General features: G+C 54.2%; 12 protein-coding genes. All 12 read left to right on the top strand.

Annotation, left to right across the window (positions count from 1 at the left end):
* On the top strand, positions 1 to 110 hold a 110-nt coding region (locus tag VHE58_06650; GenBank protein ID HVS26962.1), incomplete at its 5' end, for an IS3 family transposase.
* A gap of 372 nt (positions 111 to 482) precedes the next feature.
* Positions 483 to 2,906 (top strand): hypothetical protein, encoded by a 2,424-nt coding sequence (locus VHE58_06645; GenBank protein ID HVS26961.1) that lies wholly within the window; start codon positions 483 to 485, stop codon positions 2,904 to 2,906.
* Positions 2,903 to 4,141, top strand: a complete 1,239-nt coding sequence (locus tag VHE58_06640) for a glycosyltransferase family 4 protein (GenBank protein ID HVS26960.1) — start codon at positions 2,903 to 2,905, stop codon at positions 4,139 to 4,141. The genes VHE58_06645 and VHE58_06640 overlap by 4 nt, the downstream gene beginning before the upstream one ends.
* Positions 4,129 to 4,995: an SDR family oxidoreductase gene (locus VHE58_06635; GenBank protein HVS26959.1), complete on the top strand. Its 867-nt coding sequence runs from the start codon at positions 4,129 to 4,131 to the stop codon at positions 4,993 to 4,995. Before VHE58_06640 ends, VHE58_06635 begins: the two co-directional genes overlap by 13 nt.
* Positions 4,992 to 6,059, top strand: coding sequence for a polysaccharide biosynthesis protein (locus VHE58_06630; GenBank protein HVS26958.1), 1,068 nt, complete (start codon positions 4,992 to 4,994; stop codon positions 6,057 to 6,059). Before VHE58_06635 ends, VHE58_06630 begins: the two co-directional genes overlap by 4 nt.
* Positions 6,060 to 6,105: 46 nt before the next feature.
* Positions 6,106 to 7,233: a UDP-N-acetylglucosamine 2-epimerase (non-hydrolyzing) gene (gene wecB / locus VHE58_06625; protein ID HVS26957.1), complete on the top strand. Its 1,128-nt coding sequence runs from the start codon at positions 6,106 to 6,108 to the stop codon at positions 7,231 to 7,233.
* Between the two features lie 12 nt (positions 7,234 to 7,245).
* Complete coding sequence (locus VHE58_06620) at positions 7,246 to 8,223, top strand: SDR family oxidoreductase (protein ID HVS26956.1); 978 nt, start codon at positions 7,246 to 7,248, stop codon at positions 8,221 to 8,223.
* Positions 8,220 to 9,206 (top strand): glycosyltransferase family 4 protein, encoded by a 987-nt coding sequence (locus VHE58_06615; protein ID HVS26955.1) that lies wholly within the window; start codon positions 8,220 to 8,222, stop codon positions 9,204 to 9,206. The genes VHE58_06620 and VHE58_06615 overlap by 4 nt, the downstream gene beginning before the upstream one ends.
* Positions 9,193 to 11,058, top strand: coding sequence for a nucleoside-diphosphate sugar epimerase/dehydratase (locus tag VHE58_06610; GenBank protein HVS26954.1), 1,866 nt, complete (start codon positions 9,193 to 9,195; stop codon positions 11,056 to 11,058). Before VHE58_06615 ends, VHE58_06610 begins: the two co-directional genes overlap by 14 nt.
* 5 nt (positions 11,059 to 11,063) lie before the next feature.
* Positions 11,064 to 11,855 carry a methyltransferase domain-containing protein gene (locus tag VHE58_06605; protein ID HVS26953.1) on the top strand — a complete coding sequence of 264 codons (792 nt, stop codon included), beginning with the start codon at positions 11,064 to 11,066 and terminating at the stop codon, positions 11,853 to 11,855.
* 6 nt (positions 11,856 to 11,861) lie between these two features.
* On the top strand, positions 11,862 to 13,115 hold the full coding sequence (locus VHE58_06600) for an O-antigen ligase family protein (GenBank protein ID HVS26952.1): 1,254 nt from the start codon (positions 11,862 to 11,864) through the stop codon (positions 13,113 to 13,115).
* The gene (locus VHE58_06595) at positions 13,112 to 13,873 is read left to right on the top strand and encodes a glycosyltransferase family 2 protein (GenBank protein ID HVS26951.1); all 762 of its coding nucleotides are present in this window, start codon (positions 13,112 to 13,114) and stop codon (positions 13,871 to 13,873) included. The genes VHE58_06600 and VHE58_06595 overlap by 4 nt, the downstream gene beginning before the upstream one ends.
* Positions 13,874 to 13,876: the final 3 nt, after the last annotated feature.

The raw sequence follows: 13,876 nt of genomic DNA, 5'->3' as shown, positions 1-13,876 counted from the left end.
AGGCCGACGTATTTGATTATATTGAGCGCTTCTATAACCCGCGGCGCCGGCATTCGACGCTCGGATATGTGAGCCCGATGGAGTTCGAAAACCAGATGCAATTAGCTTAGGTGGGTGTCCACCGAACCGGGTGCAGCCCAGCCAAGCTGGGTATAATAGAGTTTGTTGGCTATCTCCACATGGTGATGCTTGAAAAAATGTCCGGCTTATTGCCACGGATTCCGGCGGGGTGGCGACAAGGGTCGGCGATTTGCCTTCAATTATTTGTCTTTTGCGCTGTTCGCGGGCCTGATTGCGCGCTTGCGCTACCTCGGAACTGGATTATGTCAGGGACGTAGTCGACCCCAAGGCAAGCTTCAACACCAGTTCCACACTATCTATCGCGCGCGCCATAAAACGCTTCTGGGTGTCGAGGAAAATACCTTGCCCTTAGTCAGCCCCGAAAACTTTCTCAAGCAACTCATCAACCGCCACGATAGAACATGAACTACCTGTTTCCTTCCGCATTCATGTTGCAGACATTTGCAATGACTGCGCTGATGATCGGACTCACGCTGGGGGGCAAACCTCAAATGGCGGCGGACGTGGGGATTACTCAGGCTGCCGCTCTCGCTTTGTTTCTGGCCTTCTCCGGCAACGCCAGAAGCCTGATTTTGAGTCTGCCCTCGCGCTTCCGCGTCAGAGCCATCCTTGCCATGCGTCTGCTTTTAATTCTGCCTCTTGCCGGTGCTTCCTTTTATTTGAGCCAATTGGGTCAAGTGGAACCCAACTTGGCCGCCGCCCTGATTCTGCGGCGTTGCGTCGAATGGCTGAACGAATTGCATCTGGCCGAAAGAGAGCGCGACGACGACAGGAATTACGCTGTCAAGTTTATCTTGCTCCAGTCCGCGTTGCTGGTGCTGGCGTTGGGCTGGACTCTTTCGGAAGCGCCCATGCCATTATTGGGGATTCTGGCCTGGGCGCTACTGCCGCTGCTGTCCTTCTGGCGGCTCGTGTCCAAACCGGGAGAGTCGCCGTTGGCATTTCAGAAAGGCTGGCGACAAATGTTGCCGCACTTCGGATCCAGCGCGATTATTGGGATCACGGTATATGTTTTTCGGCTGTTCATCGTCCTGATCGTGGGCAAGGCTGTCGCGGGAGATTTATTTACGGCGTTCGCCATTGGCGGCTTTCTGAGCACAGTTTTCGTGTATGCATTGGGCCCCAGCATCATACTTCACGAAGCCCGCACCGGCGTCTCCCGGCTTCCCGTCCTTTTTAAAAATGCCTCATGGGCGGCCTTGATCGTCGGGTTGTTATTGTCGTTCGGCTCCTTTTTAAACCTAGCCCCCTTCAGTTGGTTTAAAACACCTTTCTTCTGGGGGGCAATGGGGCTGTCCATGGTGGGAAGCGCGGCGATGACATACGCACAGCGCATTCGTTTCAAGTTGCTGCAACACGACGAAGACAACAACGTTTTCGGACCCGATGTACTGATCAATATTCTCATCATCGCCTCGGTGCCGTTTTTGTACTGGTCGTTTGGCCTTTCGTCCTTCATGTCGCTTTATCTGGTCAGCTCGATTCTGACCCTCGGGTTCTACCTGAGTTTCAAGGCCGAAGGGTTGCTGAGTTCCCGTGGCACATGGCCGCTATCGGACAAAGCCGTCAAGATTTCCACTGCCTTCATGCTGGCATTTCCGCTTTTTTTCCTGGCAAGCGGCGGCGTGTTCCGCGACCCTTTCATGTATTACGACTCGGGCGGCATATTAAGCAAGCTCCCAATCCCGGTTTCTGTACTGGCATGTTTTGGTGGAATAGTTCTTCTGGGCCGGTATCGGCAGGCTTCATTATCCCTGAGCTTCCTATTTTTCACGTTCGTCCTCATGGTCCTGTCCTCCATCATTTCCACAGGAAGCCTGACTGGGCAGGAGCAGCCGAAGTTCATACTCCTGGTGCAATTCATCCTCCCCATGTTCGCATTTGTTTTGGGCCAGCTTTTTGAACCTGGTAAAAATCACGAAGCCTCTCTGGAAAAAGCCTTTATTTATGTCGTTGCTGCCATCGTTCCCGCGCAACTCCTTGCGAGTTGGTTGCAATCGCAAGTTTCCCTGACCCCGTATCTTTACGCATTCAGCGTCTACCAGCATTTGCAATACGTGCCCGCCATTATCGCGTGCTGTTACCTTCTGGCTCTCTACTCCCTCTGGCATGCAAAACCATATCGCAGGCTTCTGCTGGTATTGGCGCCCTTGATGGGGATATACGCCGCCGCCGCTTCTCTATCAATGTTGACATTGTTCGCGCTCGCTGCCGGGACTGCAGGTTTCGTGCTATGGCAATGCAAGCGGTCTTTCGATAAAAAATCCCTGGCCGTCTGCATAATGGTTTTGGCCGGATACGGCACGTACCTGAGCTATGGCAAAGATATGCTTGCTTATAAATGGGGGTTTACATCTGGCCTTACCTCACAAGTTGAATCGCAGATCGTGCCCAATTTAACTGAACGTCTTTACTATTGGCGGTATTACGGAAAAGAAATTGTGAGCAGCCCTGAAGTTTTTCTTTTTGGTCACGCCCAAAGACTAGAGCGCGCCCAATTCCCCAGTGCACATAATTACTATCTCGATTTGGCTTATAACTTTGGGGCAATCGCTTTACTTCCTTTACTTGCCGCGCTTGGCTATACACTGGTTTTGATATACCGAAACCGACGCCAGATACTTGGTTCTTCCAGTTTGCTCGGGCTCACTGCAGTTACCATTTTTTTGCTGATAGTGGATAATTCTTTCAAAGTCGGCCTGCGGCAACCTTATTCCGGAATCGTTACCTTTTTCCTGTGGGGCGTGCTGCTCTCCCGCCTTTTGCGTCTGCCGCCGCCACAAAATAGCCGCTCCGATTTCAATCAAAGTTATCAGCCGAAGTGAAAATCCTTATTGTCTCCCAGTATTTCTGGCCCGAGACCTTTCGAATTAATGATCTCGTGCTGGGGATGAAAGATCGCGGGCATGACGTCGCGGTGCTAACCGGCATGCCCAATTATCCTTCGGGGCGTTTTTTTCCGGGCTACGGCTTTTTCTCGCGCAGCAAGGAATTATTTCAGGATGTTCCAGTTTACAGGGTGCCGCTGATTCCGAGAGGAAAAGGGCAAGGCTGGCGTCTGGCATTGAATTATTTCTCCTTCTTTTTTTTCGCCAGCGTGTTCGGGCCGTTTCTATGCCGTGGCAGGTTTGAGCTGATTTTCGTGTATGAACCGTCCCCGATCACCGTATGCCTGCCGGCAATCGTTTTGAAATGGCTGAAACGAGCGCCACTTATCCTGTGGGTGCAGGATTTGTGGCCGGAAAGCCTGTCAGCTACGGGCGCGGTGCAGTCCAGGTTCATTCTGAATTGGGTGACGAGACTGGTGCGGTTTATCTATCGCCACTGCGCGTTGATTCTCGTACAGTCGGAAGGTTTTATTTCGCGTGTGTTGAAAATGGAGGTTGAACCGAGACGCGTCCGCTATTTTCCCAATTGGGCGGAGACGCTCTACCAGCCGCTCCTTCCCGGACAGGATGCGCCCGAGCGCACACAAATGCCCAACGGATTCCGCGTGATGTTTGCGGGGAATATCGGCGCGGCTCAGTCGTTCGAGACCATCCTAGCGGCCGCGGAAAAACTGAAACATCATCAAGACATTCACTGGGTGATTTTAGGAGACGGTCACAAGAAAGATTGGGTCGCGCAGCAAATTAATGTACTGAGACTCGAAGATAAGGTTCATTTACTGGGTCACCGCCCTGTAGAAACCATGCCACGTTATTTTGCGCTTGCAGATGCCATGCTGGTAACCTTGCGTCGCGACCCTGTATTCGCACTAACCGTACCGAGCAAAGTGCAGTCTTACCTCGCTTGTGCCAAACCGATCATATCTGCAGCGGACGGTGAAACAGCGCGAGTAGTGGAGAACTCCGGAGCGGGGTTTTCCTGCCCAGCGGAAGATGCAACAAGGCTAGCTGATGCGGTTCTCAAGCTTTACCGGATGAGCCCTAGGGAAAGACAAGAAATGGGAGAAAAAGGCAGGACGTATTTTGAAATGAATTTCCAGCGCGAGCGCCTGCTGGATCGTCTGGAACAGTGGATGCGGGAACTGGCTGGGACAAAACAATGCGTATCCTGATTTTGGGCGGGACCGGCATGCTGGGCCACCGGTTGCTTAAACAACTGTCGCATGCTCACGATGCGTGCGTGACCTTGCGCGGTAAGCGGACCGAATACTCGGCGTTCGGGCTGTTTAATGCAAAAAATGCCTATCCGGGAATCGAACTCAGCTCAATCAAGCCGCTTGCCGAGGCGGTAAAGGATTTCCAACCTCAAGTTATCGTTAATGCCGCTGGCATTATCAAGCAAAGAACGGAGGCAAAGGAAGTCATCCCCAGCCTGGAAATCAATTCCCTGCTGCCGCACCGGCTGGCCATGCTGTGCGAGCAAGTCGGGGCCAGGCTTATTCACATGAGCACCGATTGCGTGTTTTCGGGAAGAAAGGGCGGTTACCGTGAATCCGACGCTTCTGACGCCGAGGATTTGTACGGCAGGAGCAAATTTCTGGGGGAAGTACATGAGCCACACTGCCTTACCTTGCGCACCTCGATTATCGGCAGAGAACTCATTTACAAAACCGGCCTGCTCGAGTGGTTTCTGGCGCAGCGCGGCACCGTGCGCGGTTTTACCCACGCCGTTTTCTCGGGGTTTACAACCCTGGAGCTGGCACGCATCATGGAAAAAATCATAACCGATTATCCCCGCGCCTCGGGGCTTTACCACGTTTCCAGCGAGCCCATTAGCAAATACGATTTGCTGCTGATGATTAAAAGGAAAATGCGTCTGGAGACTGAAATCATCCCCGACGGGGAATTCAAGTGCGACCGCAGCCTTGATTCCACGAAATTCCGCTCGGAATTTAAGTATAATCCACCAAGCTGGGAAGTCATGACAGACGAGCTGGCACAAGATTATTTGGGAAGAGCTAAATGATGTTTGCAAATAAAATCATTCTGGTGACCGGCGGCACTGGTTCGATGGGCAAAACCTTCGTGCACCGCGCGCTCTCGGGCGAGCTGGGCACGCCGAAAAAAGTCATCGTTTTTTCCAGGGACGAGGCCAAGCAGCATGAGATGCGGCTGTCGTATCTGCACAAAACCGCCACCACCGACGAGGTCATTTACAACAACTTTATAAATGTCCTCGAGTTCAGGATCGGGGATGTGCGCAACTATGATGAAGTATGCTCGGCGGTAAAAAGCGCCGACATCGTGGTCAACGCGGCGGCACTCAAGCAAGTGCCGACATGCGAATATTTTCCAACCCAGGCCATCATGACCAATTGCATCGGCGCCTACAACATCGTCCGCGCCATCGGGGAAAACAGCTATCCCGTGCAAACTGTCATCGGTATCAGCACCGATAAGGCATGCAAGCCGGTCAACGTCATGGGCATGACCAAATCGCTGCAGGAGCGGATTTTCACCTCCGCCAATATCCTCAACCCCGGAACCCGTTTCATTTGTGTCCGCTATGGCAACGTGCTCGCCTCACGCGGCTCAGTCATTCCTCTTTTTCACAGCCAGATTAGAAACGGCGGGCCGGTGACGATCACGGTGCCGGGCATGACGCGCTTTCTGTTAAGCCTCGACCAGGCGGTGAATACCGTATTTACCGCATTGAAAGAGGCGAAGAGAGGGGAGACCTATGTTCCGGACGCACCTTCGGCCACCGTCATGAACATCGCCAAGACGTTGATTGGCGACCGCAAGATTGAAATAAAAGTTATTGGCATCCGCCCCGGCGAGAAAATGCACGAAATCATGGTTTCCGAAGAAGAAGCGAACCATTGTGTAAAGCGCGGTGATTATTACGCCATCCGCCCTATGCTACCGGAGCTTTCCGATAAGGCCGCGAAGGAACCCAATGCGCTCGTCAAGGAGTACAGTTCCGCTGATGCGGTGCTGGACTTGCCAAGCACGATGGCGCTGCTGAAGAAAAACCGCCTGATGATAGAAGATGTCGATTTGTCCACCGGCGTAGAACTGCTGCGCTGAGGCCGGCATCATGACGCCGCAAGGATCAATGAGGACAAAAGTGGCTATGCCGACTAAAGTCATGACCATCGTTGGCACTCGGCCCGAACTCATCAAGCTTTCTCGGGTGATCCCCGAACTCGACCGTCATACCCGGCACGTGCTGGTGCACACCGGCCAGAATTACGATTACGAGCTGAACATTATTTTCTTCGAACAACTGCAAATCCGGAAACCTGATTATTTCCTCGACTGCGCCGGCAAATCCCCGGCTCATACCATAGGCAACGTTATCGCCAAATCCCACGAGGTAATGGCCAAAGAAAAGCCTGATGCCTTGCTGTTGCTCGGCGATACCAACAGTTGCCTAGCGGCCATATCGGCGAAACGGCTGAAGATTCCGATTTTCCACATGGAGGCGGGAAACCGCTGCTTCGATCAGCGCGTGCCGGAGGAAATCAACCGCAAAATTGTCGATCATGTCAGCGATATCAACTTGCCTTACACCGAGCATGCGCGCCGCTACCTCCTGGCAGAGGGAATAAAGCCTGAAATGGTGATCAAAACCGGTTCGCCGATGAAAGAAATTCTGCAGCACTATATGCCGCGAATTCAAAAATCCGCCGTTCTTTCCCGGCTGAAAGTAAAGCCACGCAAATATTTCGTGGTCAGCGCGCACCGCGAGGAAAATATCGACAGCGCGACCAACTTCAAGGATTTGCTGGAAACGCTCAACGCCGTTTCCGGTACATACAACCTGCCCGTTATCGTCTCCACCCACCCGCGCACCATGAAAAAACTCGAAAGTCTGCCTTCAGCAAAAAAGCCCAAAGACGTGAGGTTTCTCAAGCCACTGGGATTCCTCGACTACATCAAATTGCAGATGAATGCCTTTTGCGTCCTCTCAGACAGCGGCACCATCACCGAAGAATCGTCGATCCTGAATTTCCCCGCCGTCATCATTCGCCAAGCCCATGAACGGCCGGAGGGCATGGATGAAGGCACTCTCATCATGTGCGGGCTGAAACCGGCCGATGTTATTGAAGCCATCGAAGTGGCGACCCGTCATCATTCCGCGACCGGCAGGCAGTTCCGCCTGGTTCAGGATTACGAGGCAGACAACGTTTCCAAAAAGGTATTGCGCATCATCCTAAGCTACACGGGCTACGTCAACCGCACCGTGTGGCGGAAATGATCCAGCCGGGAGATGCCTACCGCCCTGATCACCGGCGCGACGGGCTTTATCGGCCAAGCCGCGTGCAAGCAATTGCTCGTTGGCGGCTGGCAAGTGAAGGGCACGATTCGCTCCGTCTCACAAAACGTATCCAACCTGCCTTTCGGCGTCACTCCCTGCAGTGTTGACTCACTCGGACCCGGCACCGATTGGCAAGCAGCGTTACATGGAATAGACGTCATCGTGCACTTGGCGGCACGCGTACACATCATGAAGGAAACCGCCGAGGATTCCTTCTTGGAATTTCGCCAGGTGAACACCCACGCCACCGAGCGGCTTGGGCGCATGGCAGCGCAAACGGGAGTGAAGCGCCGGGTTTTCTTGAGTACAATGAAGATCAACGGTGAAGAAAGCGTGGATCATCCTTTCACCGAAGCGGATACCCCGGCGCCTCAGGATGCTTATGCCGTGTCCAAATGGGAAGCGGAGCAGGCGCTCAAACGCGTTGCCGCCGAAACAGGATTGGAAGTGGTGATTCTGCGGCCGCCCTTGGTTTATGGGGCTGGCGTAAAGGGAAATTTTCTGCGTCTGCTGCAAGCCGTCGCAAAGGGTATCCCTCTTCCTCTCGCCTCGGTAAACAACCGCAAGAGCCTCATTTTTCTTGGGAACCTCGTCGATGCCATATTAACCTGCATGACTCATCCGCAAGCGGCGGGAGGAACTTATCTCTTAAGCAAAAGCGAAGATGTTTCCAGCCCTGATTTGATTGTGCGGATCGCGCGCGCATTAGGCCGCCCGGCCCGGTTGTGGCCTTTGCCGCCGGCGCTGCTGCGCATAGGAGCGGGGCTCATCGGCAAATCCAACGAGGCCGTCAGTTTGCTGGACTCGCTGCAAGTGGATACCTCGAAAATCTGCCAGGAGCTCGGCTGGAAGCCTCGTTATCCGGTAACCCGGGGGTTGGAGGAAACCGCACGATGGTTTCTTTCCGATCCCGAGGTGGCCGCCTCATGACTATGGATCATCTTTATTTGACGCCGCTCATCTCGTTCGTTGCGGCGTTTGTGGTGCTGCGGTGGCTGGTCAAGGGCGGCCTGTCGCGAATTGTGCTTGATCGTCCGAACCCGCGTTCCTTGCACAATACGCCGGTGCCGCGCAGCGGGGGCTTGGGATTGATGACTGGCGTCTTCATTGCGTGGATTTTGTTATTGCCGCCATGGCCGCTCTGGCTCGCGCCGGCCCTGTTAATCGCCATATCGCTGCTCGACGATATCCACGGCATCTCCCCGGTCTGGCGGCTGCCGACGCATTTCCTGGCTGCGGCCATCGCCGCAGTATTGTGGTCAGACGCAGGCGGCGTTCTGTTACTGCCGCTGTTCATTCTTGCCACGGCCTGGATGACCAACCTGTATAATTTCATGGATGGCTCGGATGGGCTTGCGGGAGGGATGGCGGTGTTCGGCTTCGGCTTTTACGGGCTGGCTTCCTGGCTTGCCGGCAACGAAGCTTTTGCCTTGATTAATTTTTCGATTGCCGCCGCCGCGCTGGCTTTTTTGTTGTTCAACTTTCATCCTGCGCGGATTTTCATGGGCGATGCAGGTTCGATTCCGCTCGGCTTTCTGGCGGCGGCACTGGGCATCACCGGATATCTGCAAAACAATTGGCCAATATGGTTCCCGCTGCTGATTTTTTCGCCTTTTATTGTTGATGCCAGCGTCACGTTGCTAAAGCGCGCGCTGAAGCGGGAAAAAATCTGGCAGGCGCATCGCGAGCATTATTACCAGCGGCTGGTGCAAATCGGCTGGGGACATCGCAAAACCGCCTGGTTTGAATATGCTCTGATGCTCGCTACCGGTTTGTCCGCCCTGTGGGCTATCGGCAAAGATGAGTTCACTCAAATTATTTTGGTTGCCGGCTGGAGTGCGGCTTACACACTCGGCATGATTATTTTCGACCGGTACTGGAAAAGACATTCCGGCAACTATGTTTCCGCTTAGGTTTAATCTCCGTGCTTCGCTTGCCTTTGGCCACGACCTGGTCGCGGTAGCTCTCGCGTGGTGTCTCGCCTATTGGCTGCGCTTCAACATGGATTTCGAGCATCCTCAACTGCGAAGCATGTGGCAGACACTGCCATGGGTTATGCTGTCGCAGGCGCTCATTTTTTTGTGGTTTGGCCTTTACCGGGGCATCTGGCGCTACGCCAGCCTACCCGATCTGAAACGCATCTTCCTTGCGGTTGCGTCGGCGGCAATGGCCGCTCCGCTTGTGCTCTTGATGTTGCGCATTCCGGCTTTGGTTCCGCGCTCGGTGGTGGTGCTGGATCCGATACTGCTTTTCCTCATCATGTGCGGCAGCCGCATTGCCTACCGGCTATGGAAAGAGCGTCGGCTGTATAGCCTTGCCAACTTGCAAGCCAAGCCGGTAATCGTCCTCGGTGCTGGCGACGCCGCCGCGAGCCTGGTCAAGGATCTCGCCCGCAGCCGCGAATGGCGGGTGGTGGGCTTTCTGGATGACAATCCCAAAAAGCACGGCAGACTTTTGCACGGCGTGAAAGTGCTGGGGCGGATAGACGAGCTCGCGGATCACGCGCAAAAAATGCAAATCCAGCACGCCATCATCGCCATGCCTTCCGTTGCACACGAGATGCGACACCGAGCGATGAGTGTCTGTGTGAATGCCGGAGTGAAAGCCCTGACCGTGCCTTCGTTCGACGATTTACTGAGCGGTAAAGTCACCGTTTCGCAAATCCGCCAGGTGGAGCTTGACGATTTGCTGGGCCGCGATCCGGTGGTGCTGGACAACGCGGGACTTAAGGAGCTGTTTGCCGGCAAAACCATCATGGTCAGCGGCGCGGGCGGCTCGATCGGGTCGGAACTGTGCCGTCAGATCGCCCGGTTCAAGCCGCAACGGTTGGTGCTGTTCGAACTCAACGAATTCGCGCTGTACCGCATTGAGCAGGAGTTTCTAAGCGATTTTCCGGATACCGCGGTTGTCTGCGTCATCGGCGATGTGAAGAGCCGCTCGCGGGTAGACCAGGTGCTGGCGCAATACCTTCCTTCCATCGTGTTCCACGCCGCCGCCTATAAACACGTGCCGCTGATGGAAGCGCAAAACGCCTGGGAGGCGGTGCTTAACAATGCCCTGGGAACTTATGTCTTGTCGCATGCGGCAGCCAATCACCACGCGGAAAAATTTGTGCTGGTTTCTACCGACAAGGCGGTCAATCCCACCAATGTCATGGGCGCAAGCAAGCGGCTCGCGGAAATGATCTGCCAGGCGCTGCAGCCCGATTCGGCGACGCGCTTTGTGATGGTGCGCTTCGGCAATGTGCTGGGCAGCGCCGGCAGCGTGATTCCCAAATTCCGCGAGCAGATCGAGAAAGGCGGGCCGGTGACCGTCACGCATCCGGAAATCATTCGTTACTTCATGTCCATTCCCGAAGCCGCGCAGCTGGTGCTGCAGGCGGGCCTGATGGGAAAGGGCGGCGAAATTTTTGTCATGGACATGGGCGAACCGGTGAAAATCGCCGAGCTCGCCAAAGATTTGATCCGTCTTTCCGGTTTCAGCGAAGACGAAATCAAAATCGTGTTTACCGGCTTGCGCCCGGGAGAAAAACTCTATGAAGAGCTGCTGGCCAACGATGAAAATACCTTGCCGACCCCGCATCCCAAGCTGCGCATTGCCCGCGCGAGACAGATGGATGTGCAATGGCTCGCGGACGCGCTGATTTGGCTCGACCAGGCTCAGCCTTTAAGAGACGAACAGGTAAAAGCGGATTTGCTCAAATGGGTGCCGGAGTATGCCGCCGCACAAAGTGATGCCCGGAATTATCAGCAAAAACTCGCGTAGCCACCATGCCTGCCGCGGTACCGCATCATCTGACGAAAAGGCAAATTTACCGGCACGCGCTTCAATTGCGCAGTCAAGGCAGGTTGTATAACACCCGGAACGCGGCGCTGGACGATGTATTCAAGGGGAGCATAGACCGGTTTTGCGACATCGCTTTCCGCCTGCGCGCGTCGAAAAAAATCCTCGATGTCGGCGCGGGGCATGGCATGTTGCTCTCGCTTCTCCACGAACTGGGGCACGAGTGCTGCGCTCTGGATATTGCCGATAACACGGCCCGGTATCCCGAGGTTTATCGGGAAAAACCAATTCATTTCCAAGTATGCAACGTCGAGGTGGATCCGATTCCATTTGCCGATGGCTATTTTGATGCAGTGGTATGCTGCCAGGTTCTGGAACATTTCACTCATTCGCATCTTAAAGCGATGAAGGAGATGCACAGGGTCTTAAGGCATGGCGGCATTGTCGAAGTGGATGTGCCCAACGCGGTGAGCTTTCGCAACCGCAGCCGTATGCTGCGGGGCAAGAACATCACCTACGATTACGAAAAGCATTATCTCTACGCTCTACCGGTTTCCTACAAAGGCATGTCGTTTTACCCCGACCGCCACAACCGCGAATTCACCAAAAGCGAATTGCGCATTCTGCTGGAAGCCGGCAACTTCAATAATATCGAAATCGTATTTCTTAAATCCAGAAGGCATAGAGAGGGGCTGGAAAAAATCCGCACTGTCGGGACTATGCTCAAAGACGCCATTCCGTCACTGAGAAAGTCGCTCATCGCATTCGCTGAAAAATAAAACCAAATGGAATACCGGATCATCAGCGGCAAGGCCGACACATTGACCAAATGGGTCGCTGTTGCGCTTGGCTTCACCATTCCCGTTTCCACCGCGCTGGACAGCATTCTGGTAGGCCTGCTGGTCGCCCTTTGGATATTGGCTGCCGACTATAAAGAGAAATGGCGGCAAATTAAAAACAATCCGCTGGCGCTACTGTCACTTGGTCTGTTTGGGCTGCTGGCCTTAGGGCTGTTTTACGGCGAGAGTGATCCGTGGGATGACCTGCGTTACCTCAGCAAGTATAAAGAACTGCTGCTCATCGCACTGCTGATACCCTGCTTTCAGGACGAACGGATACGGCGCCGTGGATTGCGGGCATTTGCCCTGGCATTGATCCTGACTCTGCTGTTTTCTTACGCGATTGGCATGGGTCTGCTGCCCGAATATTTTTTTATGTCAGTCAAAACGTCCGGCCTACCCCACCCTTTAAATCCGGTCACTTTTAAGCTCTCCATCACTCATAATATCCTGATGGCGATCGCCGCGTTTCTATTCGCACAAATGGCCCGTCATGCATCCGGAACCGGCATCCGTATTCTCTGGAGTATTTTCTCCATGCTGGCGGTATTTAACGTTCTGTTCATGGTCCAGGGACGCACCGGCTATCTAATTCTAGCGCTATTGGTGGTGTATTTCTTCTTCGACATGTGGAAATGGAAAGGACTGGCTCTGGCTGCAATGCTGGGTACCCTGCTTTTTACCGGAGCCTATTTGGGTTCGGATACTTTCCACTCGCGAATCACAAAAGCGGCGAGCGAGTTATCCCAATGGCACCCCGATCAATTAGCGAGTGTTGGTAACTCGGTCGGTTTGCGCATGGAATGGTACAGAAACAGCCTCGAGATCATCGGCGATCACCCTGTCTTCGGTGTTGGCACCGGCGGATTTTCCAAGGCGTATGCTGAAAAAATAAAAGGCACTGGCATGCTTCCGACTACCAATCCCCACAATCAGTATCTTCTCATCGCCACCGATTTGGGTCTGCTTGGTTTGGGGTTTTTACTCTATTTATTCTACCGCCAGTGGCGTTTGGCTGCCGCGCTGCCCACCTCATTGGAGCGCAGTCTCGCGCATGCTTTGCTTCTTGCAATAATGTTCGGCTGCCTTTTCAACTCTTTGCTCCTAGACCACACCGAAGGCCTGCTTTATGGGTGGATAAGCGGGCTGCTCTACGCTGGATTGAAATCGAATTCGCAAAAGAGCGGCACCCCAACATGAGCCTTTCAGTCATCATCATCACCAAAAACGAAGAGCAAAATATGCGTGGCTGCCTGGAAGCGGTGTCGTGGGCGGATGAAATCATCGTGGTGGACTCCGGCAGCACCGACAACACGGTTGCTATTTGCAAAGAACTGGGGGCAAAAGTCCTGGTCATGGACTGGCCGGGTTTTGGACTGCAGAAAAACCGCGCGCTGGCTCTGGCAACCGGCGACTGGGTGCTGTCGTTTGATGCCGATGAGCGTGTATCGGCAGAATTGCGGCAAGAAATCCAATCGGCCATCACTACCCCGGGCGAACACGTGGCATTCCGCATGGCGCGTTCCTCCAGTTACTGCGGCCGAGTCATGCGCCACTCCGGCTGGTGGCCGGATTACATCACCCGCCTGTTCAAGCGCGGCCATGCCCGCTTCAGCGATGATCTGGTGCATGAACGGCTCATCGTCAACGGCAAAACCGGCACACTCAAGCAACCTTTGCTGCACGAGGCGTTCCGCGATCTGGAACAGGTGTTGCAAAAACTCAACGACTATTCCACGACCGGCGCCATGATGCTTCTCAGGCAGCAACGCAAAGCCTCGCTGGGGATAGCCGTTCTTCACGGCTTGTGGACTTTCGTGCGCACCTATTTGCTGCGCGCCGGCTTTCTCGACGGCAGGGAAGGCTTCTTGCTCGCCGTTTCCAATGCCGAAGGCGCGTATTACCGCTATCTCAAGGCGATGCTACTTCAAGAAAAAAACGCTGGAACAAAAAAATGAAAC

This window comes from Burkholderiales bacterium, from assembly GCA_035543335.1.
GTDB lineage: Bacteria > Pseudomonadota > Gammaproteobacteria > Burkholderiales > JAHFRG01 > JAHFRG01.
Note: the sequence above shows the minus strand (reverse complement) of the source record. Positions and strands in the feature narration are given on the sequence as shown.

Bases quoted from the DNA above. Each gene is read 5' to 3' on its own strand.
- VHE58_06645 (HVS26961.1), top strand. From the start codon at position 483: ATGAACTACCTGTTTCCTTCCGCATTCATGTTGCAGACATTTGCAATG.
- VHE58_06635 (HVS26959.1), top strand. From the start codon at position 4,129: ATGCGTATCCTGATTTTGGGCGGGACCGGCATGCTGGGCCACCGGTTG.
- VHE58_06630 (HVS26958.1), top strand. From the start codon at position 4,992: ATGATGTTTGCAAATAAAATCATTCTGGTGACCGGCGGCACTGGTTCG.
- wecB (HVS26957.1), top strand. From the start codon at position 6,106: ATGCCGACTAAAGTCATGACCATCGTTGGCACTCGGCCCGAACTCATC.
- VHE58_06620 (HVS26956.1), top strand. From the start codon at position 7,246: ATGCCTACCGCCCTGATCACCGGCGCGACGGGCTTTATCGGCCAAGCC.
- VHE58_06615 (HVS26955.1), top strand. From the start codon at position 8,220: ATGACTATGGATCATCTTTATTTGACGCCGCTCATCTCGTTCGTTGCG.
- VHE58_06610 (HVS26954.1), top strand. From the start codon at position 9,193: ATGTTTCCGCTTAGGTTTAATCTCCGTGCTTCGCTTGCCTTTGGCCAC.
- VHE58_06605 (HVS26953.1), top strand. From the start codon at position 11,064: ATGCCTGCCGCGGTACCGCATCATCTGACGAAAAGGCAAATTTACCGG.
- VHE58_06600 (HVS26952.1), top strand. From the start codon at position 11,862: ATGGAATACCGGATCATCAGCGGCAAGGCCGACACATTGACCAAATGG.
- VHE58_06595 (HVS26951.1), top strand. From the start codon at position 13,112: ATGAGCCTTTCAGTCATCATCATCACCAAAAACGAAGAGCAAAATATG.